Source organism: Candidatus Binatia bacterium (assembly GCA_036504975.1).
Lineage (GTDB): Bacteria > Desulfobacterota > Binatia > UBA9968 > UBA9968 > JAJPJQ01.
The window spans coordinates 58,189-80,057 of the sequence record DASXUF010000049.1 but is presented as its reverse complement, the minus strand read 5'-3'; the positions used below and the strand labels follow the sequence as shown (position 1 = coordinate 80,057).

The window sequence follows — 21,869 nt, the reverse complement described above, 5'->3', positions numbered from 1 at the left end:
GTAGCGAACGCCGTCTTCAATGCCACCGGCGTGCGCATTACAGAACTTCCCGTCACGGCCGAGAAAGTTCTTGCCGGACTCAAGGCGAAGCAGCGGTAGCAGGACTGCTGAAAAACCTACCGTTCACCCTTCGACGGCGCTCAGGGCGAACGGAGGGATCTTCGGATGTCCGTTCGTGCTGAGCTTTGTCGAAGCACGAACTGCAGCAACCCGCTGGGTCTCTGCCTTCTTCGGCTATCTCAAGCGAGTCCCGCCGCGCGACCACCAATCGCTCCAGACCTCAAGCAGCCTGGGGAGAACTTTCGTTTCCAACCCCGGATCGCGAAAACTTTCTTCTCGTCCCAGAATCGAGTCGGCAAACGGGATAAATTCCTTGCGCGCCAAATCCCGGTGCACGGGAGTCGCGCGTTGAGCGGCGTACAACGCGATTTGCCCTTCTTTGCTCAAGAGCCAGTTGAGATAGAGCCGCGCCGCGTATTGGTTGGTCGCGCCCTTCAAAATGACCGCTTCGTTCACGGACGCAGGGGCGGGCTCGGGACAGTGATAACCGAGCGGCGCCCCGGCTGAAACTTTCTGATAGGTGCGCGCCGGGTTGGCCGGTATCACCGCATGGAATTCGCCGGCCGCGAGCAGTTCCAGGAGCGAACTCCCCCCTTCCTTGCGGAGCTGCGGCTTCACATCGCTAAAAAGTCGAGCGATAAAATCGCGCGCCCATTTTTCTCCCTTGGTCTTCCACAACTGGAGGAGCCAGAGATTGGGACGGTTGACCAGACCTATATTGCCGCCGCGCCACCTCGGGTTGGTGAGCAGGTCTTCCCATTTTTTCGGCAAATCCTCTTTCCTGACCGATCGGGTGCTGTAAGCCATGCACCAGTAAAGTTTGTAGGTGCCGACCCAGAGCCCTTCCGGGTCTTTGGTTCCTTCAGGCAGATTCTTGACTGTCGGGATGCTGCGGAGATCTTCCAGAGCATTCTCCTCTTTGAACATATAGAAAGTCCCGCCGACCGCCTCCAGAACGTCGGTGAAGATTCTCCCCGACTTGTAGGCGACCAGAGTTCTCACGGCGCGGTCCTCGCGGCTTGCCTCGGCGGTCTCCACGGCGATGAAAGGATATCGTTCTTTGAAGGGGGCGAGGAGCGTGTTCAGTTGGGCCGGCTCGAGGGTGGCGAATATTCTAACCTTGCCCTCTTTGCGCGCGCGCTCGATCCAATCTTTGGGCACCTGGAGCTCGCTCTCCACGTTGGCGAGAATAACGGGATCGAGCTTGAGCCTTTGCAATATCTCTTCGGTTGATTTTGGCAAGGTTGCGGATAGAGTGACGGACGGGAAAAGCAGTAGAAGGCAACTGAGCTTCCAGAGCGTGAATTTACTTAACATGCCGGCGCGCCCCAGAGCCTTAGTTATTACCTTGACTGAGCAATGTCAAAGACCTAAACTCTGCCCATTTTTATCGGCGCGACTGCGACCGACCGGAGCGCATGCTTGAAGACAATCCTTTTCGCGCTAGCGGCGTTTGGGCTGATGAATGTCGATGCCGCAGAGCTGAGCGCCGCTGTGTCTCCAGAGACAGCGCCGGCGGCCCACTCCGAGGAAGTCAGACGTCTGATCGCGGCGGCGAAGGAGTCCGGCGAGAGCGCGTTCGAGTTGTCCTGGAGCCAGACTCTTTTGGGCGGCAGCGAGGGCGCCAAAAAATTCGACGCGCTGTTTCAACGGATGTACGGCGTCAGGCTCAAGCTCCAGTTTACGCCCGGCCCGTCGATGACCGACATGGCCGGGAAGATCACGCAGGAGGTCACGGCGGGGCGAAGGCCCTCGACCGACATCCTGTTGGGCACGGAATCTCACTTCGGCGCGCTCCTGGAGCGGAAGATCCTCGAGGAGTACGCCTACGCGCGGCTTTCCCCTCGCGTCAGAAAAGAGTTCGTGACGCCGAACAATATCGGCGTCGAGATCGCCACGATCCTCTCCGGCGTCACTTACAACAGTGGCCTGGTCCGGCCGGCGGATCTTCCCAGGAAGCTCGAAGATCTTTTGCAGCCGCGCTGGAAGGGAAAGATCGCTTCGACCCAGAACGCCGCGATCTTCGATCGCATCGCCTATCGGCCGGAATGGAGCGTGGAAAAAATCACGGCGTTCATCCGGCGTCTCTCCGAGCAGGTCGGCGGCTTGATTCGCGCGAGCGAGAACGAGCGCATCATCAGCGGGGAATTCCACATGCTGGCGCTCGACGGCGGCGGCCATCAGGTGCGCCGGCAGCAGGCGCACGGCGCGCCGCTCGGGCATACGATTCCGGAGAACGCCGCGACCGTCGCATTTCTCCATCTGGGAGTGCCGCGCGGCGCCGCTCATCCGAATCTCGCCAAGCTCTTCATCAACATGGCGCTCACCGACGAGGGGCAGAAGGTCGTCTTCGCCACTCACTTCACCGATCACCACTCCCTTCCCGGCTCCCAGTCGGCGGCGGCGTTGAAGGAGCTGACGGCGCGCGGCGTCGACCCGCTCAGGGTCGACGTGAAATTCGTTACGGAGCATCCCGAGATCGGCAAGCTCAGCGACGAGCTGCGTAAGATCTTGCGCGTGCGATAGGCGGCATGAACCCGCAACCGGCGACACGAGGGACGGGCCTGCCGCTCGAGGCTGAAGAACCGGCGGGAATACGCGCGCGGATTTCCGGCGTCAATCCTCTCTGGTTATTGATCCTGCCTGTCGTAGCGATCGTCCTGGGCATACTCTTCACCGTTTTCTGGCTCAGCTTCATCGCCGGCCTGCCGGGAACGCCGGAAGCTAAATTTAGCTTGCAAAACTATATCAAGCTCTACGCGGATCCTTTCGTCGTGACCGCGCTGTCCAATACCTTGGCCTTCTCGTTGATTACGGTGGCCGTGAGCCTCTTTTTCGGCATCGCCATCGCCTGGCTGGTGGAGAGAACCGATCTGCCCGGGAAATCGGTGGTCTACACGGTCGTCAGTTTGAGCCTTCTTCTCCCGGGTTTTTTTCTCGCCATGGGCTGGCTCTTTCTTCTCCATCCACGCATCGGCATGGTCAACCGATGGATCGTCGCCCTGACCGGGACAGCGCAGGCGCCTTTCAACATCACGAGCATCGTCGGCATGGGCTGGGTGCAGGGGCTCAGCCTCGCCTCGCTCGCCTTCATACTCTCCTCGGCGAGCTTTCGCTCCATGGACCCGGCGCTGGAGGAGGCGGCCACGATCCACGGCGCCAGCTTCGGCCAGATGCTGAGACGCGTCTTTCTCCCCTTGATGCGTCCGGGCATCCTGGCAAGCGCGTTGTATGTTTTCACCATCGCTATCGCCTCGTTCGACACGCCGGCGATTCTCGGCCTCAGCAATCGCATCTATACCTTCAGCACTTTCGTCTACGCCCAGACGGTGACCGGCGAGTCGCTCCCCGACTACGGCCCCACGGCGGCGATGAGCGCCTTCATGGTGGTCATTGCGCTGGCCCTTTCCTACTGGTACGGCGGCATTCTCCGGCGCGCCAATCGCTATCAGGTGGTTACCGGCAAGGGCTACCGGCCGCGCCAGTATGAGCTCGGCAAATGGACGGCGCCGGCGTGGATCTTCATCGGTCTCTATCTGTTGCTCAGTAAAATTATTCCCCTGCTCTTGCTCCTGTGGGCTTCGAGCCTGCCGTTTTTTCAGCCGCCCTCGGCGTCGGCGTGGAGCAGCCTGTCGTGGCAGAACTTCCGCAATATCCCGCTGGATCTGCTGGCGCGCGGCGCCGCCAACACGCTCATCCTCATGGCCGTGGTTCCGACCGTGGCGCTGCTCGTGAGCTTCGGCTTTTCCTGGATGGTGGTGCGTTCGCGCTCGCGCTTCAGCGCCGTGCTCGACTTCTTCGCCTTCCTGCCGCATGCGGTTCCCGGGATCATCTTCGGCGTGGGCGCGCTTTTCGTCGCCCTGTTCGTGCTCAAGGAGCTTCCCTTGTACGGCACCGTGACACTTCTGGCGATCGTCTACGTCGTGGAGCGGCTGAGCTTCGGCACGCGGGTGTTGAACACAGCGCTCATACAGATCCACCCTGAGCTGGAGGAGGCCGCGACCATCAGCGGCGCGAGCGGCCTGAGGACGGCGCGCAGCATCCTCGCGCCGCTCGTCTGGCCGGCGCTGCTGAACGGCTGGCTCTGGATGGCGCTGATCACCTACCGCGAGCTGACGGTGGCGACCGTGCTCTTCACGCCGAAGAACATCACGCTTCCGGTCGTCGTCTGGAATATCTGGATCAGCGGCAACTACGGCGTCGCCTCCGCCATAACGATCGTGCTGCTCGCCTGCTTGATGCCGCTGATCCTGGCCTACTACGTTGTCGGCAAGCGCTACGGACTGGGCAGTCGCAGCGCCCACTTGCGTTGAGGGCTGAGACGAGTTTCCCCTTCGCGGATGTGGCAACTCCTCGCCTTTATGTGAAGTAGATTTCGCGAAATCTCAGAAGGAGACGAGCCCTGTCTCCCTCGCCCGCTTGCGGGAGAGGGCAGGGGTGAGGGTTTGACACTCAGCGCTCCCTCACCCTCACCCTCTCCCCCACAAAAAACGTGGGGGAGAGGGAATAGTTAAGAAACGGATTTTTGCCTTTATGAACCAACAGAGGTATAAACCGCGGGTGAGGAGACATACGGTATGGAAAAACTACTCGGACGGCGCAGTCGTTTAGCCGTGGCCGGTTTGGCGCTGCTTCTTTCGCTCGTGGCTGCGCCCGACGCCGGGAGCCAACAGTCCGCCGAGGTCAAGCGCCTGATCGCCGCCGCCAAGGAAAAAGGCGAGCGCGAGCTGAGCCTCTCCTGGAGCGAGGAGTCTTTCAGCGGCCCCGAGGGGGCGAGGATGTTCGTGGACCTCTTGAACCGCATGTACGGCATGAACATCAAGGTGAATTTCACTCCCGGCCCGTCGATGACCCAGGTGGCGGGAAAGATCTCCCAGGAAGTCGCGGCGGGACAACAGGCCTCGACGGATATCCTGCTCGGCACGGAATCGCACTACGGCGATCTGCTCGGCCGAAACGTGTTGGAAGAGTACGACTATACGAAGCTCTCGCCGCGCATCAGAAAGAATCTGGTTGCGCCGCACGGCGTGGAAATCGGCAGTATCATTTCCGGGGCGATCTACAACACCGGCCTGATCCCGGCGCTCGAGGCGCCCAAAAAGCTGGAGGATGTCTTGAACCCCAAGTGGAAGGGCGTGATCGCTTCGACGGTCAATGCCGGCATCTTCGACCGGGTTGCCGCCCGGCCGGAATGGGGCGCGGCAAAAATGAAAGCCTTTGTGACCAAGCTCTCCGCCCACGTCGCCGGCCTCATTCGCTGCGGCGAGGTCTCCCGGGTGATCAGCGGGGAGTTCTCCATGCTGGTGTTGGGCTGCGGCAGCTTGTTCGTCAACCAGGCCAAGGCCAAGGGAGCGCCGCTGGGTCAAGCGGTCCTGGAGGATGGCACCACGCTGGGCTTTTTTTATATGGGTGTGCCGCGCACCGCGGCCCATCCCAACCTGGCCAAGCTCTTCATCAATGCGGTTATGAGCGAGGAGGGGCAGAAGATCGCTTATAAAACCTACTTCAACGATCATCCTGAGCTGCCCGGCTCGCAATCCGCGGTAGAGTTGAAGGATCTCAAAGCGATGGGCAGAGAAGCGCTCAAGGTCAATGTCCAGTTTCTCACGGAACATCCGGAACTGCGCCAGTTAAGCGACGAGTTGAGAAAGATATTGCAGCAGAAGCCCAAGGGATGAAGGACATGGCGGGAGGTTTCATGCTTACGCAAACTCTGGCGCTCTTCGTCGCCGGCTCGATCGCATCCGCCGCCGGCGCCATCGCCGCCGAGTCCAAACATTCACCCGAGATTCAACGCCTGATTACGGCCGCCCGGGAGAAGGGAGAAGGCGAGCTCAATCTCTCGTGGGGGAGCAGCCTGGGAGGGGCCGCGGGAGCGAAGAGATTCGAGGCGTTGCTCAACCGTCTCTACGGCATCAACATAAGGGTCGGCTTCACGCCGGCTCCGTCGATGACGCAGATGGCGGGGAAGGTCAGCCTCGAAGTCGCGGCGGGCCAGAAGCCGTCGACGGACATCCTGCTCGGCACGGAATCGCACTACGGCGATCTGCTCGGCCGAAACGTGCTGGAAGAATACGATTATGCGAAGCTCTCGCCGCGCATCATCAAAGAGGCCGTCGCGTTCAAGAACGTCGGCGTCGAGATAGCCGGCATCGTGCCGGGAATCACCTACAACAGCGATCTCGTGTCGCCCGCCGAGGCGCCCAAGAAGCTCGCGGACGTCTTGAATCCGAAGTGGAAAGGCAAGATAGCCTCGACGGCGAACGCCGCGCTTTTCGACCGCACCGCGGCGCGGCCCGAGTGGGGCGCGGAGAGAATGAAGGGGTTTGTCAGAAAGCTGTCGGACCAGATCGGCGGCTTGTTGCGCTGTCAGGAGAACAACCGCATCGTCAGCCGGGAGTTTGTGATGATGGTGTTGAATTGCGGCAGTTACCAGATTCGCCGCGAGAAGGCCAAAGGAGCGCCGCTCGAGCATATCGTTCCGGAAGACGGCAGCACGGTCGGCTTTTTCCACCTCGGCGTGCCGCGCAACTCCGCGCATCCGAACCTGGCCAAGCTATACATCAACGCGCTCATGAGCGAAGAGGGGCAGAGAATGATCTATGAGATGGAGTTTACCGATCACTATGAATTGCCCGGCTCTCAGTCGGCGGCCGAGATCGCGCATTTGAAGGCTAAAGGGATTCCGGTTCTGAAAGTGGGCGTCAAATTTATTGCCGATCACCCCGAGCTGCCGAAATTGTCGGACGAGTTGATCAGAATCTTGCGCCAGCGCTAGTGTAGTATCCGAGAAGTTCATTTATATATTTCAAAGCCATGGCATTAGCTAAAAACAAATCCCCCTGTGTCTCCCTTTTTCAAAGGGGGGAGGTCTCCGAGAAGGGGTTAACCCCTCTTTGCCAAAGAGGGGAAGGGGAGATTTGTGTGCGCAATGCAACCGGAATTACCTCGAAAACATCCTCGAATCGGCGGCAAGAACTGTTGGGGACAGCACACTAAGCGGCGAAGCGCGAAAACGATGGCGGCCGTCCAAGCGCAAAACCTCCGCAAGAGCTTTTCCACCCCTGAAGGGGTGGTGCCGGCTCTGGACGGCGTGAGCTTCGAGGTTCAGAGCGGAAAGTTTTTCACCTTGTTGGGGCCCTCGGGATGCGGCAAGACGACCACCTTGCGCTGTGTCGCCGGGCTGGAACGGCCGAATGGCGGCGAGATCGCCATCGGCGGGAAAACGGTTTTTTCCTCGCAGCGAAAACTTTTTGTCCCAGGCAACCGGCGCGACGTCGGGATGGTTTTTCAATCCTATGCGATCTGGCCGCACATGAGCGTGTACGAGAACGTCGCGTTTCCTCTAAAGGTGCGCAAGGTGCCGGAGCGGCTGATTCGATCGCAGGCGTTGGAGTCGCTGGAGCTCGTTGGGCTCGCGTCACTGGCCGACCGGAGCGCCACTCAGCTTTCCGGCGGACAGCAGCAGCGCGTCGCGCTCGCCCGGGCGCTGGTAGCCAAGCCAAAGCTTTTGCTCCTCGACGAGCCGCTCAGCAACCTGGACGCCAAGCTGAGGATGCAGATGAGGTGGGAGATCAAAGATCTCCAGAGCCGCCTGGGGACCACGACTCTCTACGTCACTCATGACCAGGTGGAAGCGCTGGCGATCTCGGACGAGATCGCGCTCATGAACAAAGGGAGGATTATCCAGGTCGGAACTCCCAAGGAAATCTATCGGGACCCGGTCAACGAGTTCGCGGCCGACTTCATCGGCGCCGCCAACATTATCCATGGCGAGCTGCTCGAAGGTCCGGACGAGCGCCACCGTTCGCGGGTCAAGACCGACCTCGGTGAATTTGACGCGACCGTTCAACCCGGGATAGGCGAGATCGGAAACGGGGTTTTGATCGCTTTCAGGCCAGAAAATGTTTTCATCTCTTCGACCGGCAAGCCCGACGGTCACAACGTTTTTGAAGGAGAAGTGCAAGGTTTTACCTACCTCGGAGAATGCGCGGAATTCAACGTCGCCGTAGCGGGCCGGAGAATTCAGGCCAGAGGCGATGCGGACATGGAGCTGAAAAAAGGGATGACGGTCTATCTACAGATACCGGCCGAAAAGTGTCTGGCGATCCGGCGCGGGGAGATTTGATAAGTCATATCGACAAAGTGTCCTTCCCCATGGTTCCGCAGGGGGCGAGCCTTCAAGCCGCAGGCAATAGGGCAGTACCTCTTTGACTCTTTCGAAGCAATCGCTATGCAACGATCGCGCGAAATGTCTGTGTTCGGTCGTAACAAGCACCTCACCACTCATTGAACCTCCGCGTCCCTGTGCCTGCGGCTTTCATCCTCGCCCCCTGCGGAACCGTGCCCGCGTGGAAGCAAGGAAGCCCGAGAGTGCGAGCCTGAAGGTCGAGGGCACAGCGACGTGCAGGGACACGGCAGGGGCCCCTAGCGGATGGAGTTAGCACCTTTGGGGTGGGCGGCGAGGGCGGCCCTCGAGCCACCGAAGCTATTGCCCTCGCCCGGAGCGGCTCGCGCTTGAGGGCTTATCGTATGAACAATCCGCGCTAGCCTCTCGTCCACGGCTCGTTTTTTTTGAGCTTTCTCGTGAAGTACTCCCACTCCAGGCGGAACTGGTGGTCGGAATCCCCGATATTTCGCGCCAGGCGCTGCTCCTGGATTTTTACGTACTTCGCCGGGATCGGCTTGATTTTTCCGTTCTTCGCCGCCGCTATCATCCGCGCCGTTCGCTCCAGGTAGAGCATCTGGATGGTGGCGTCCTTGTGATCTGCCCCAATGGTAACGGCGCCGTGCCCTTTGATGACGACGGCCGAGTGGCTGCCCATTTTCTTATCTATGGCTTTGCCCTCTTGATCGGTGCAAATCATAATCGGGATCGGATAAACCGGAACGGCGTCCTTGAAGACGAAAGAGTGAAGATGGATGGGGACGATTTTTTGGTTCGTTGCCGTGACCGTGATCGCCATCGGCGGATGAGCATGGACGATGCCGTTGATCTCGGGGCGCGTGCGATAGAGCGTCGTGTAGATGACGATTTCTTTGGGCACGCCTTTGCTTCCCGATAAAAGGTTGCCGTCGTAGTCGAAGGTCAGAACTTCGTCCGGTCGGTTTATGTCCTTGACCTGATGCCGCAGGTGTTTTAGCAGGAAGCCCTTCCCGTCCGGCAAGCGCGCGCTGACGTGCCCCCAGATGTCTCCGATATCCCACTCGAGCATGGCCGAAGCCAAAATGAGGTCCTGTTTAAGTTGACCGATCGTATCCAAGGATGGTTTTTGCCTTTCTTCTACGCTGTAGCAGATTGCTGAAAAACTTTCTCGGAGTCCTTCGACGGGCGCAGGACGAACGGAGGGGACTTCAGATCATCGGTATAATTCCGTTCATGCTGAGCTTGTCGAAGCATATTTTTTTGACGAACCTGCTACCTCCAAGCCCGTCTCAGGCTTTCACCTCGCGGCCGGTGAACAAGCCGCTCCACTTCTTCAAGGTATTGGCGCGCAACTCATTGGTGCATCGATTGACCGGCGGGAAATCTTCCCGCCAGCCGTAGGGCCGGCAGGCGTTCAACACCATTTTCGCCGTCGTGAAGTTCTTTTGGCTCCTCTTGTCGGGCGGCAGCAAAGGATCGAGACCGTGCGTTTTACAGTCCTTGACGATATCTACCGCGCTCTCGGGGTCGCACCTTGTGCCCACCGCCCACAACACCTGCGCCGGGTTGCGAATGTCGATGTCCTCATCCACGACGATGATCACTCGAGCGGAACTGACCTCGAGCGCCTTCAGGCCGACTTTTCGCGCGTGCTCGGCATCCCGCTGTCTCACCTTGATGACTTCGACGCCGGGAATCGCCAAGGTGCAGTCGTCGAGCACGTCCGGAATCCCGCTTGCCAGCAGTTTTCTTTTGACGTTTCTTTTCTTGACCGGCAAAGCGAAACTATAGCCCCAGTGCCCTCTCGGCATCAGCGGCGGGCTTCCCTGTAGAATAGGCTCGTGGCGATGATAAATCGCTTTCACTCGAATGACGGGCTCGGGCCGGGTCCCCGAAGCATAGTACCCCGTAAACTCGCCGAAGGGTCCTTCAGGACGCAGCTCCGCTTCGGGCGGCGGAATTTCTCCCACCAAGACGATTTCCGAGTTGGCCGGGATCGGCAACCCGGTGTATTCGTCGACGATCACTTCAACCGGCGCGCCGCCGAGATAGCCCGCGACGTCGTATTCGCTGACGCCCCAGTCGAAGCCAAAACCGCCGGAGGAGGCGAGGAAAAGCATGGGATCGTGGCCGAGAGACACAGCCACGGGACAGCTCTGTCCCTTGGCCCAATATTTCTTCTCGATAGCGGTTCCCTGGTGACCCTCGGAAATAAAAATTCCGGTGGTACGTTGATCGTGGAGCGCGATTCTGTAGGTCGCGACGTTGATCCAGCCGCCGTCCGGATCTTTTTGGATGACGCAGCAGCCGGTGCCTAAATACCTGCCGCCGTCCAGTTCATGCCACTTCGGCGCGGGAAATCGGAACAGGTCGACCTGATCGCCATGAAGAACGTTTTCCGTGACCGGCCCGCCGCTCACTTGTCGAGGCGGCAAGGGTTTGTACTTTGCCAGGATCTCTTCAAATTTTTCTACGGCCTCGTCCTCTGGAAGCTCCTCTGGCATACCGAGTGCGAGGAGGCATCTTTTTTTTGTTGCAAACAGATTCGTCGCCACGCGATAGCCGCGCGGATAATCCTTGATGGCGTCGAAGAGCAAAGCGGGACCGTTCGCTTCCCACATCAGCTCCGTGAGCGCGCCCATCTCCAGATTCCAGTCCGCGCCGTCGATCTTTTTTAATTCACCGCGCTCGTCAAGGGTCGTTAGAAAGTCGCGCAGGCTTTTGAAGCTCATGGGAAACTCCTGTATCACGAGTAGCACAGCCCTGCAAATTTATCGGACGGATGTCAAACCGTGTTTATGTGAAGTAGGAGCCACGTTGATTGGCTTGCTCGGGTCTTTAGGGACAGCGACCGCTTCCTGAACTTTAGCGCTGTTCCCCTTGAGAATTCTAAAGTTGTGTTTTAGAATCCTCATACATGAAATACGTCCACCGAAAACTTGAAAAGCAGCTAAGCCGGGCGGTGCGCGCTTTTCCCGCGCTCGTTCTGACGGGTCCGCGGCGGGCCGGCAAGACCTGGTTGCTGCGGCATCTGTTCCCCAAGGCCAGTTACTTTCTGCTCGAAGACCCCGACGTGGTCGCCCGTCTCAGAGCCGATCCGCACGGCTTCCTCGACGCGGTGAAAACACCGGCGATTCTCGATGAGGTCCAGAACGTTCCCGAGATATTCGCCTACGTGCGCTCGCGCATCGACCGGCAGCCGCGCCGTGTCGGGCAGTGGCTGCTGACCGGCTCGCAGGAAGCGTCGCTGATGCAAGGCGTGACGGAGTCCATGGCGGGTCGCGCGGCGGTTTTGCACTTGCTGCCTTTTTCGACGCGTGAGACGCCGAAGGTGACGCTGTTACGCGGCGGTTATCCGGAAGTGGTCGCGCGCCCTGAGAGCGCGCGGTTGTGGTTCAGCTCGTACCTCCAGACCTATCTGGAGCGCGATGTTCGCGCCGTGACGGCGGTGAAGGACCTCGCGACGTTCCGCCGGTTTTTGGCGCTGGTGGCAAGCCAGCACGGGCAGGTATTGAACAAGACCGACCTTGCCGCGCCGCTCGGCGTGAGCGTGCCCACCGTGGGTCAGTGGCTCGGCGTGCTGGAAACGACCGCGCAGATTCTGATTGTCCCGCCGTTTTACGAAAATCTCGGCAAGCGGTTGATCAAGTCGCCGAAAGTGTATGTCGCCGACTCCGGCCTCGCGTGTCATTTGCTGGGAATCGATTCGCCGGCCGAGCTCGCCAAGTCGCCGTTTCACGGCGCCTTGTTCGAGGGCTTCATCGCCTCGGAGGTAGTGAAGGCCCAGGCCGGCTCCGGCAAGCGGCCGGAGATTTATTATTTCCGCGACGAGCAGGGGCTGGAAGTGGATTTTCTCGTGCCCGGTCGCAGTGGAACGGTGTCGCTGCTCGAGTGCAAGGCGGCGCGCACCGTCACGCCGTTCGACGCGGCGCCGATGCAGCGCCTGGCCGAGGCGCTGCGCAAAAAACGCCGGGGCGCGAGGGCGGAATTGCATCTGGTTTACCAGGCTCCGAAAACTCCGACAGCGACCCGCGCGGTCGCGCCGGGCGTACGCGCATGGGCATCGCAGGATTTTCTGCGCCAACTGTGAACCGAGCGATGAAACGCGCGGTCCGGAAAATATTGCGCCGCGGACGTGGGAGACGCGTTGATTGCCGATGGCGGCTCATGCTACTTGGAGGCTGGAACAAAATATGGCGACGAAAAGCGCTCTTGGCCAACGCATCCCGCGGGTCGAAGGGTTAAGCAAGCTATAGCCGCCGAGAAGGTTCTTAAAGGTCTCGCTGAGAACGGATGATCCGGTTTGACCTGCGAGCATCGCCGCAGATAAGATTCGGTTGACATAAGAAATCCGACGAGAGAGAAGTCCAAGTGCTTACGCGCGAAGAGAACGAGCTGCTGACGCGAGTCGGGCCCGGCACGGTCATGGGCGAGTTCATGAGGCAATACTGGCTGCCGGTTTTGCTTTCATTCGAACTCGCCGAGCGCGACGGCGCGACCCTCAGGGTCAGACTGCTGGGAGAGGATTTGATCGCTTTCCGCGATACCCAGGGACGGGTCGGCCTGTTAGGCGCTCACTGTTCTCACCGCGGCGCTCCGCTCTTTTACGGGCGCAATGAGGAGTGCGGGCTGCGCTGTGTTTACCACGGCTGGAAGTACGATGTGAACGGCAACTGCCTGGACATGCCGAGCGAGCCGCCCGAGAGTAACTTCAAGGATAAGATCCGCCATACGGCCTACCCGTGTCAGGAGCGTGGAGGGGTCGTTTGGACCTATATGGGAAAGTTGAGGCCGCTGCCGTCGCTGCCTGAGATGGAGTGGAATCTCGTGCCGGATGAAAATCGCTACCTGGCAAAGCGCATCCAGTTCTGCAATTTCGCGCAGGCATTGGAGGGGGAGATCGACCAGAGCCACGTCTCCTTCCTTCATGCCCCCGCCGATCAGCTCAAACCCGAAATCTTCGAAGGATCGGACGGAGTGAGCCTGTGGCGCAAGAAGGATACTCATCCGCGTTTTTACGTCACGGATACGGAGTACGGCGTCTTGATCGGAGCGCGCCGGGATATCGATGAACAGAACTGTTATTGGCGCATCACGCAATTCCTTCTGCCGTTTTACACCATGACCGGCCCTTACGGCGAAAACCCGACGCGGCATAGCCGCATGTGGATTCCCGTGGACGACGAGACGACGATGCTCATCGCCGCGACTTTCCACCCGTTGCGACCGCTGGCGGAGAAAGAGATCGCCCGGCTGCGCGCCGGCGCGGGCGCAGGATTCGTCGGCGCGGATAAATTCCTGCCGCCCACCAACGAGCCGGGGGGAAGGTGGCGCCCCAAGGCGGGCCGGGAAAACGATTTCTTCTTCGATCGGGAATTGCAGCGGACCAGGCTCTTCTCTGGTATCCCTGAATTTTGGGCGCAGGACGCGGGAGTGCAGGAAGGGATGGGGGCGATCTACGACCGCACGCGGGAGCATCTGGGAACGAGCGATGCGGCGATCATCCGCGCGCGCGATCGTCTGATAGATGCGGCCAGGGCGTTCAAAGAAAACCAAGCCGCGCCGGCGGGCGCGCTCGACCCCGCGATTTACCGGGTGCGCGGCGCCGCGGCGGTCCTGCCCAAAGACGCCGACTGGATCGAGGCGACCAAAGAGCTCCGCAAATTCGTCCCCGGGATCAATCCTTCCGCGCCGCCGAGATGAACGGTCTGGCGAACAACCGGCCGGTGTTGAGATTGGGAATCGCAGGCCTGGGAAGGGCGGCGACTTCCATGCTGCCCAGTCTGGTCGCCCATCCGCGGGTCAAGATCACGGCGGCGGCGGATCTCAGAAAAGAGGCCCGCGAGAAGTTTCGCTCGGAATTTCACGCCGAGGTCTACGAGCGCGTCGAGGATCTTTGCGGCAGCTCGCACGTGGACGGCGTCTATATCGCCACGCCGCACCAGTGCCACGCCGAGCACGTCATCGCGGCGGCTGAGCGCCATAAGCACGTGATCGTGGAGAAGCCCATGGCGCTCTCGATCGAAGAGTGCGAGGCGATGAACGGCGCGGCGGAACGCAACGGAATCTGTCTTCTCGTCGGCCATACGCACGGCTTCGACCCGCCGATTTTGAAAATGGGCGAGATCGCGCGCAGCGGCGAGTTGGGCCGGGTGAGGATGATCCACACGTGGAATTTTACCGACTTTCTCTACCGGCCGCGGCGGCCCGAGGAGTTGGACACGCGGCTCGGCGGCGGCGTCGTGTTCAACCAGGTTCCGCACCAGATCGACGTGGTGCGATGGCTCGGCGGCGGCCTGGTGAGGAGCGTCCGCGCGATGACGGGAATCTGGGATCCCGATCGTCCCACGGAGGGAAGCGTTACGGCGTATCTCGAGTTCGTCGATGGGGCGGCGGCCACGGCGGTGTACAGCGGTTACGATCGCTTCGATACCGACGAGTTTCATGATTGGGTTGGGGAGAGCGGTCAGCCCAAAACATCGGATCGGCACGGTCAGGCTCGCGCCGCGCTTGGCCGCATCAAAAATCCTGAAGAGGAGGCCGCGCTCAAAGCCGCCACCGGATACGGCGGGTCGCGGCAGCGACGCGAAGCCTTCGCGCCTAGCGACGCGCAGCGGCGCCACCCTCACTTCGGCATGACCATCGTGAGCTGCGAGCGCGGCGACATGCGGCCCTCGCCTGACGGCGTTTTTATTTATGACGATGCGGGAAGGCACGAAGTCCCGGTGCCGCTGGGAAGGGCGGTGCCGGACAAAGGAAGAGTCGTCGACGAGTTCTACGACGCCGTGATCAATAACGGGCCGCTGCTGCACAACGGCCGCTGGGGCGAGGCGACGCTGGAAGTCTGCCTGGCGATCCTCGCGTCGGCTCGGGAAAGACGAGAAATTTTTTTGCACCGGCAGGTGGCGGCACCGTTCTGATCTCCGATTCGCGAAGGATTCTAACTGCCCGCAATTTGCCCTTCGGAGCCGACTCTATCCCGAAGTTGACAGCGTTTTCCTGGCGGAGAAGGGAGGGAGTCGAACCCTCCGGGGACCTTACGATCCCCAGACTGGTTTTGAAGACCAGCGCCATCACCGGACAGCATCCTTCTCCATAAGTATTTTCAGCTATTTACGCTCCGTCGTTCGTCGCCTTCCGCCCTTCTCCATGGTTGCGTTTTCAGGAACCTAGCATTTTTGTCATCACCGGCCAAGTTAGGATCCGGGCAGCCGCCCCATTGTATGAACCGTCCACGGATTAAAGGTGCATCCGTTTGCGCCGATCTTTAACACTGGCGGGCGGACGTTTACTCACACAGCGAGAGGATTTTTGTGGATGTTTTGGGGAAATTAATATAAAAAGGGCAAACACCTTGATGGGCCGTTGCGAGAGATTTTGTTTCATCTTCGGGTTGATCCTGGTTCTGTCGTTTCCCTCCGTCGCCGAAACCAATTTCCTCACCGAACCTACCCAGCTTGCAGCGGAAGGAGCTCGCTTTACCTGGGAAGACGCTCAATCGAAGAGCGTGAAAATCCTGATCCAATACAAAGAACGGGACGGGAGCTGGAAGCAAACCGACCTGGGATCGGGTTTTCTTATCTCATCCGACGGCCTCTTTGTCACCGCGTATCATGTCATGAAATACTGCCTGAAGAATAACCAGACCAAATCCGGGTACTCCGTTTCGGTCGACTGTTCGGCAGAACATCCCTTGCTCCGATACCGGGCGCAAAATAGGGGTAAGGAGTTCGAGATCGAGCTCGTGTCACATCTCACAAGCGAGGAGTCGACGAAAGCCGGGGTTCAGACTCCGGACGATACGATCAAGCGCCGGGACTTCGTCATCGGCCGTCTCAAGAGGCCGCAGCCCGGCGTCGGGTTTCCCCATTGGGAGCTGAGGGATTTTCAAAAAGGCATGATCGACTTGACCCGTCCGGCGGCCGACTTCGATTTGAAGCCGCTCGTCCCGCCGAAAAAAGTTTATCTCGCCGGGTATCCGGGCGACCGCGATTTTGCCATCGCTCGAGGCTTCCTGAATTTGACCGACGATCGTCACCGCGGATATTTCGCGGCGGACATCGAACTGTACGAGAGCCGCTACCTTGAAGCCCAGGGTATTCCATCCGACACGAAGTGGGGCATCGCCGTGGAGAACCACATGAGCGGCGGAGCCGTCGTCGATTTTTCCGGGAATGTCGTCGGCGTGATCGTCAACGGCGACGCCCGGACCGCCGGCGTTCTGTCGATAGAAAATTTCCTCGAGACTTTTTTCTCGAGATCTCCAGCACCCGGCAAGCGGCCTGCGGTTTTTTTGGGGCCGGCCAAAACCCCTTTATATTTAAGGGACGGCTCTGAGTCTGCCGCGCTCCTTGAATGAGGGTTACCGGTTCGTTATTTCCCTAAGGGATTTCCCTACCACCTTTCTCAAGTGTTTCCCTGATTGACCCGATCCAAATCGGCCCGCACTATGTTTATCGGCACTGCGGTTTCCTCGCCGTCGCATGTGCTTTCCCATGGAAGCAAAGTGCGAGTCGTCTGCATTCAAATAAAATAAAAGGAGGGAAAGAGATGAAAGCACGCAAAAGATTGCTCTTAGCGTTTTCGATAATCGGAGCAGTAGCCTTTGCCACGCTGGCGGTCTGGGCGCAAGTCAAAGAAGGACAAAGTCAGAGCGGATCGCAGAGTCAGACAGGCGTCCAAGCGCAGAGCGGCAACGAACAAGGCGCGTCGGGTATGTCGCGGTCGGGCGCGACGGCGGGCAACGAAGAGATCAAGAAAGTCCAGCAAGCCTTGAAAGACAAGGGCCAAGATCCGGGAGCTATCGACGGCGTCATGGGTCCAAAAACCAAAGACGCGCTCAAGGCCTTCCAAGAAAAGCAGGGTCTGAAGGCGACCGGAACGCTCGACGAGCAGACCAAAAAAGCCCTCGGGATAGAGCAGGGCGCATCCTCGGGACGAGGCTCCTCGGCTCGTTCGGGAAAGTCCGGCGGTGACGCGGGCGCTACGGGCAGTGAAGGCAAAGAGTTAAAGCGCGGGGCCGAAGGCGGGAAACAGCAGTAGCACCAGTCGACTAGTCCGCGCGGGTGTTTTTAAAGCGGACGGTAAGCCAGCGACCGGTTCATCCGCGTTACAGCCTGCGGGTGGGACGTCCATTGCCTACCGTCCGTTTTTTTACCTAAACCGCGCGGAGATTTTTTAATCTCATACGCGTTCGGATGCTTTCAGGAGAGGAAAAATATGGGACGGGATTCGCAGCAGGTCCCGCCCTAACGAAAAATGCCTTTAACCTACTAATCTACGGTTAATCGACCGTGCGGGGCGAAGTTACACCGGCGGGCCGGCGCGGCGTCCCGTCACCATGCTGACCAGAAACAGGATCAGAAACACGACGAACAGGATCCAGGCGATCTCGGTAGCTGCGCCGGCAATCCCGGATAACCCAAGGACGCCCGCAATCAGCGCGACGACTAAAAAAGTCACTGCCCAGTTAAGCATAAACCTCCCCCTTCCTTTGTGGTTGCGGTGGTCCACCACCGCTTTCTTCCAGTCTAGGCGAAGATCCGGGGACTGCAAATGGGGTGAATTCCTAAACGATGTAACGGGCGGCAGGTGCTATTCTGAAAGTGTGATTCATTTTCTTTCGGAGGTGTCGAATGACCGATTTTGAAAAAGCACTGTTGGATCCCGGTGGTGTCTTTAAGACCCCCGCTGAAGTCGTTCAAAAGCCCGATCTTTCACGCGGTCAGAAGATTCAAATCTTGCGTCAGTGGGAGTATGACGCAAGAGAGTTGCAGGTCGCCGAAGAGGAAAGCATGACGGGGCCGCAAGCGACAGGCCTGGATGCCGTTTTAGCGGCGCTTCGCTCTCTGGGCGCGGCGACGGAGGTCGATCGCGCCGCTCCGACCAAGCACGGCGGGCGATAACCGCGCTGCACTGCATCACTTATTTTCTTTCTTACGTCCCTCCTACGTATCCCCGGTGTTTACTTACATCGAGGAATACTCCTACATCGATTCCGGCCTTTACCCACTTTGTGCGCTGGTCGGACGGGGGTATGATTTTTGAATCGACCGGCGAAAGGAGGGCCGCCAAAGAAATGAGCAAGAAATCGGCCGCCGCGACCGGCAAACGATCGAAGAAAAGGCGGGAAAAAAGAAAAAGGGTTTATCGCGGACGTTGCGGGTTGCCTCACCGGCCCGCCATCACGTGATGGTTCGATCCATAGTATGTTTATGGCGCTTCGGTCCTACCGACAAGATCGCGATTTTCATCACCCGCTCGAATCGGGTAGAGAAGCTTACGAAGCCCCGGGCGGTGGACTTATAACCAGTTTGCCGGGTATTCTCGGTGGCGTGAAGGCCGGCCGAAGCAAAAAGCCAAATAAAGAAACAGGGCTCGTCGACAATCTTCCCGGCGTAAGGAAAGCCGGACTTCCCGATTTTATCCGCCCGCAACTGGCCACTCTCGTGAACGCAGTCCCCGCAGGTGATGAGTGGCTGCATGAGATCAAATTCGACGGATATCGGGCGCTCTGCCGAGTCCAGGCGGGACAGGTAAAATTTTTTACCCGCGAAGGCAAGGACTGGACTCATCGCTTCGGTAAGCTCGGCGGCGACGCCGCCCATCTGCCCGTCGATCAGGCCATGCTCGACGGAGAAATCGTCGTCGTGGAAAAAGACGGCGCGACGAACTTTCAGTCGCTCCAAGAAGCGCTCAGCAAAAACAAAACGGAACGCCTGACTTACTTTGTTTTCGATCTCCTGCATCTCGACGGATACGATTTGACGCGCGCCCCGCTTCTGGCGCGCAAAAATGTGCTGGCCAAGGTCCTGAAAAAAGCCGCCGGAACGATCCGCTTCAGCGATCACATCGTCGGCCAAGGCGAAGCGCTATACCGCCGCGCCTGCCAGCTTGGGCTCGAGGGGGTGATCTCCAAACAAAAGGAGTCGCTGTATCGTCCGGGCCGCGGACGCGAATGGGTGAAAACCAAATGCCACGCGAGCCAGGAGTTCGTAGTCGGCGGCTTCACCGATCCCGCGGGCTCGCGCGTGGGGTTGGGCGCGCTGCTTCTCGGCGTATACAACGATAGAGGCGAGTTGGTCTATGCCGGGCGGGTCGGCACCGGATTTACGCACGAATCTCTGGCGCAGCTCCGCTCCCGCCTGGATCGGATCGCCGTAGAGTCTCCGCCGTTTTCCAATCCGCCTCGCGGAACTGCGCGCGAGAGATTACATTGGGTGAGGCCGGAGCTAGTGGGGGAGATCGAGTTCTCCGGCTGGACTCGCGACGGCCTGTTGCGCCATCCATCTTTTAAGGGGCTCCGCGAGGACAAGCCCGCGGCAAAAATAATCAGCGAGCGGCCGTTGCCGGCGTCGTCGGGCAGTGCAAAATCCAACAATGGAAATGTTCATGAGGCCGTGATGAAAATCGCCGGGATCGCTCTCTCGCATCCGGACCGCGTCCTCTATCCCGAACAAGGAATCACCAAGCGCGAGCTCGCGCTCTTCTACGAGGATATCGCCGAGTGGATTCTGCCCCATCTTGCGGGCCGGCCGCTGACCCTGGTCCGCTGTCCGGAGGGATACCAGAAGGAGTGTTTTTACCAGAAGCACGTCGGAGAAAACCTGCCCGACTGGGTGCGGCGCGTGGCCATCAAAGAAAAGGGCTCCGTGGGAAAATACGTCGTCGTCGATTCTCTTCCGGGGCTGATCTCGTTGGTGCAGATGGGCGTGCTCGAAATCCACACCTGGGGCTCGCGCAGCGACCGCATCGAGCAACCGGACCGCCTCACCTTCGACCTCGATCCGGACCCTGAGCTGCCCTGGAAGCGAATGATCGAGGCCGCGCGCTCGCTCCGCCGCATGCTCGGCGGCCTGGGATTGAACGGCTTTGTCAAAACCACCGGAGGGAAGGGGCTCCACGTCGTCGTCCCGATCGTCCGCAAGTACGAATGGGACGAGATCAAAGAGTTCTCGAAGCGCGTGGCCGGGCAAATGACGCGGGAAGCGCCGGATCGCTATCTGGCGACGATGTCCAAAGCCAGGCGCAACGGGAAAATCTTCATCGACTATCTGCGCAACGGCCGGGGCGCGACCGCCGTCGCCGCCTATTCCACGCGCGCGCGCGCCGGCGCAGCGGTCTCCACGCCGCTCACCTGGGAAGAAGTCGCCGCGGGCGTCGGCCCGGACCGGTTCAACGTTCGGAATCTCCGCCGGCGCTTGGCGCGGCTCAAAAAAGATCCCTGGGAAAATTACGAGTCGGCGCGGCGGCCGATCACGGCCGCCACGATGAAGGAAGTAGCGCGGGGGGAAAAGTGAAGCATGGATTACAGGGTTTTGGCATATCGCTTGCTCCAATGATTCGGATGGCGGCGCTGCACCGGCATTGGACGCGGGCGGTCATGAAGGAGGATGGGGCATGCAGATCCACGTTGCTTTACAGCCGTTAGTGGCTTTGATCGCGGGCATTTTGATTTTGATCATTCCCCGGCTGCTCAATTACATCGTTGCCGTTTATCTGATCGTCATAGGGATTTTAGGCCTGATGCGGGCGTAGAAGAACGCGAGTAAAGATTACAGCCGTCGGAAAAAATTCCCGGCTTGAATCTGATCGACGTCAGGAGGCTTGTCATGGGCACTATCCTGCTCATCATTTTAATTCTTCTTCTCATCGGTGCTTTGCCTAGCTGGCCGTATAGCTCCGGTTGGGGATATTACCCGAGCGGCGGACTCGGCTTGATCCTTTTGATTATCATCATCCTGGTGTTGATGGGACGGATCTGAGGAGGACTTTATGAGCACTCCTGCAAGCATCGCCAAACATCCCATTCACCCGATGCTGGTCGCCGTTCCGATCGGTCTTTGGGTATTTTCTTTAGTCGCTGATCTGATCGGCGCCGCGGGTTGGCGTGCGGAGAGCTGGAACGATGTCGCCTGCTATACGATGGCGGGCGGCGTGGTCGGCGCTCTGCTCGCGGCCATTCCGGGCTTCATCGATTTTCTCTCGATCTCCGTTCCGAATGACCGAAGAATCGGCGTCTATCACATGGCCGTCAATCTGACGGCCGTGGCGGTTTTCAGCTTGAATTTGTATCTCCGCTTGAGCAGCGCTCCCGGAGCGGTTTTTCCTATTGCGCTCTCGGTTTTCGGAGTCGCGCTTCTCGCGGTCGCGGGCTGGCTCGGGGGCGAGCTGGTTTACGTCCATGGCATGGGCGTTGAGCAGCCGTCCGTCGCCCGGAGCCGCCCGGAGCAGCGCGGCGCCGGCCCGAGAAAGCTACGCCGGATAGGGTGAGGGATGCGACCGGCGGTCGTCCGATCGCCGGAGCTCGTTCATGCGGAGAGCACATCGGTTTAAGAAAGGCATCGCTGATCTATGGAAGCGCGGGTCGCGCGCGGCGGACGGCGCGTCAAAATGACCGTCTATCTCAGCCAGGAAGCGAGCCAGAATTTAGAGCGATTAAAATTTAAAAAATTGGATAAGGACGGCAAAAAGCCGACGGGGTCCCGGATCATCGAGGGGCTTTTAAAAACTGCCCTCAAGAACGAAAGAATCCCGCCTTATCTCGGCCAGGCGGCGAAGTTCGCGCAGTCGCTCGCCCGCGGCGAGCCCAATCGCTCGAAGATCGCCTGGACGGTGCTCTCGGACAAAGTGCGCGAGCTGATTTGAAGGAGAGCGAGTAGAT

Annotated in this window: 20 protein-coding genes and 1 tRNA gene; 16 read left to right on the top strand and 5 right to left on the bottom strand. The window is 59.5% G+C overall.

Annotated elements, in window-relative coordinates; genetic code table 11:
* Positions 1-234 precede the first annotated feature (234 nt).
* Positions 235-1,377, bottom strand: coding sequence for an extracellular solute-binding protein (locus VGL70_06510; GenBank protein HEY3303171.1), 1,143 nt, complete (start codon positions 1,375-1,377; stop codon positions 235-237).
* Between the two features lie 105 nt (positions 1,378-1,482).
* On the opposite strand from VGL70_06510, the gene VGL70_06505 reads away from it, so the two are divergent.
* The 5 genes from VGL70_06505 to VGL70_06485 all read left to right on the top strand — a co-directional run bounded on the left by VGL70_06505 (position 1,483) and on the right by VGL70_06485 (position 8,188).
* A complete protein-coding gene (locus VGL70_06505; protein HEY3303170.1) occupies positions 1,483-2,586 on the top strand; it encodes an ABC transporter substrate-binding protein in 1,104 nt (367 codons plus the stop codon).
* 5 nt (positions 2,587-2,591) lie between these two features.
* Positions 2,592-4,373 (top strand): iron ABC transporter permease, encoded by a 1,782-nt coding sequence (locus tag VGL70_06500; GenBank protein HEY3303169.1) that lies wholly within the window; start codon positions 2,592-2,594, stop codon positions 4,371-4,373.
* Positions 4,374-4,637: 264 nt separating this feature from the next.
* Positions 4,638-5,738, top strand: a complete 1,101-nt coding sequence (locus VGL70_06495; protein HEY3303168.1) for an ABC transporter substrate-binding protein — start codon at positions 4,638-4,640, stop codon at positions 5,736-5,738.
* 20 nt (positions 5,739-5,758) lie between these two features.
* The gene (locus tag VGL70_06490; protein HEY3303167.1) at positions 5,759-6,838 is read left to right on the top strand and encodes an extracellular solute-binding protein; all 1,080 of its coding nucleotides are present in this window, start codon (positions 5,759-5,761) and stop codon (positions 6,836-6,838) included.
* A gap of 240 nt (positions 6,839-7,078) precedes the next feature.
* The gene (locus tag VGL70_06485; protein HEY3303166.1) at positions 7,079-8,188 is read left to right on the top strand and encodes an ABC transporter ATP-binding protein; all 1,110 of its coding nucleotides are present in this window, start codon (positions 7,079-7,081) and stop codon (positions 8,186-8,188) included.
* A gap of 418 nt (positions 8,189-8,606) precedes the next feature.
* On the opposite strand, the gene VGL70_06480 is transcribed toward VGL70_06485, so the two are convergent.
* Positions 8,607-9,323, bottom strand: coding sequence for a class II aldolase/adducin family protein (locus VGL70_06480; protein HEY3303165.1), 717 nt, complete (start codon positions 9,321-9,323; stop codon positions 8,607-8,609).
* A 172-nt stretch (positions 9,324-9,495) separates the two neighbouring features.
* Positions 9,496-10,938: a UbiD family decarboxylase gene (locus tag VGL70_06475; protein HEY3303164.1), complete on the bottom strand. Its 1,443-nt coding sequence runs from the start codon at positions 10,936-10,938 to the stop codon at positions 9,496-9,498.
* Positions 10,939-11,123: 185 nt separating this feature from the next.
* Between VGL70_06475 and VGL70_06470 the strand changes: the two genes are divergently transcribed.
* The 3 genes from VGL70_06470 to VGL70_06460 all read left to right on the top strand — a co-directional run bounded on the left by VGL70_06470 (position 11,124) and on the right by VGL70_06460 (position 15,126).
* A complete protein-coding gene (locus VGL70_06470; protein HEY3303163.1) occupies positions 11,124-12,296 on the top strand; it encodes an ATP-binding protein in 1,173 nt (390 codons plus the stop codon).
* A gap of 281 nt (positions 12,297-12,577) precedes the next feature.
* A complete protein-coding gene (locus VGL70_06465; GenBank protein ID HEY3303162.1) occupies positions 12,578-13,909 on the top strand; it encodes a Rieske 2Fe-2S domain-containing protein in 1,332 nt (443 codons plus the stop codon).
* Positions 13,906-15,126, top strand: a complete 1,221-nt coding sequence (locus VGL70_06460; GenBank protein HEY3303161.1) for a Gfo/Idh/MocA family oxidoreductase — start codon at positions 13,906-13,908, stop codon at positions 15,124-15,126. Before VGL70_06465 ends, VGL70_06460 begins: the two co-directional genes overlap by 4 nt.
* An 80-nt stretch (positions 15,127-15,206) precedes the next feature.
* On the opposite strand, the gene VGL70_06455 is transcribed toward VGL70_06460, so the two are convergent.
* Positions 15,207-15,301 (bottom strand) — tRNA-Sec (locus VGL70_06455).
* Positions 15,302-15,563: 262 nt separating this feature from the next.
* Here VGL70_06455 and VGL70_06450 point away from each other — a divergent pair.
* Positions 15,564-16,565, top strand: a complete 1,002-nt coding sequence (locus tag VGL70_06450) for a serine protease (protein ID HEY3303160.1) — start codon at positions 15,564-15,566, stop codon at positions 16,563-16,565.
* 191 nt (positions 16,566-16,756) lie between these two features.
* Positions 16,757-17,248, top strand: a complete 492-nt coding sequence (locus VGL70_06445) for a peptidoglycan-binding domain-containing protein (protein HEY3303159.1) — start codon at positions 16,757-16,759, stop codon at positions 17,246-17,248.
* 264 nt (positions 17,249-17,512) lie between these two features.
* Here the strand turns inward: VGL70_06445 and VGL70_06440 are convergent, their stop codons facing one another.
* Positions 17,513-17,683 (bottom strand): DUF1328 domain-containing protein, encoded by a 171-nt coding sequence (locus VGL70_06440; protein ID HEY3303158.1) that lies wholly within the window; start codon positions 17,681-17,683, stop codon positions 17,513-17,515.
* A 158-nt stretch (positions 17,684-17,841) separates the two neighbouring features.
* Between VGL70_06440 and VGL70_06435 the strand changes: the two genes are divergently transcribed.
* From VGL70_06435 to VGL70_06410, 6 genes are all read left to right on the top strand, one after another.
* Positions 17,842-18,111 (top strand): hypothetical protein, encoded by a 270-nt coding sequence (locus tag VGL70_06435; GenBank protein ID HEY3303157.1) that lies wholly within the window; start codon positions 17,842-17,844, stop codon positions 18,109-18,111.
* A 429-nt stretch (positions 18,112-18,540) separates the two neighbouring features.
* A complete protein-coding gene (ligD, locus tag VGL70_06430) occupies positions 18,541-20,505 on the top strand; it encodes a DNA ligase D (GenBank protein HEY3303156.1) in 1,965 nt (654 codons plus the stop codon).
* A gap of 100 nt (positions 20,506-20,605) precedes the next feature.
* Positions 20,606-20,743: a DUF3096 domain-containing protein gene (locus VGL70_06425; protein HEY3303155.1), complete on the top strand. Its 138-nt coding sequence runs from the start codon at positions 20,606-20,608 to the stop codon at positions 20,741-20,743.
* 74 nt (positions 20,744-20,817) lie between these two features.
* A complete protein-coding gene (locus VGL70_06420; GenBank protein ID HEY3303154.1) occupies positions 20,818-20,970 on the top strand; it encodes a DUF3309 family protein in 153 nt (50 codons plus the stop codon).
* A 10-nt stretch (positions 20,971-20,980) separates the two neighbouring features.
* Positions 20,981-21,478, top strand: coding sequence for a DUF2231 domain-containing protein (locus tag VGL70_06415; GenBank protein HEY3303153.1), 498 nt, complete (start codon positions 20,981-20,983; stop codon positions 21,476-21,478).
* 81 nt (positions 21,479-21,559) lie between these two features.
* Positions 21,560-21,853, top strand: a complete 294-nt coding sequence (locus VGL70_06410) for a hypothetical protein (protein ID HEY3303152.1) — start codon at positions 21,560-21,562, stop codon at positions 21,851-21,853.
* Positions 21,854-21,869: the final 16 nt, after the last annotated feature.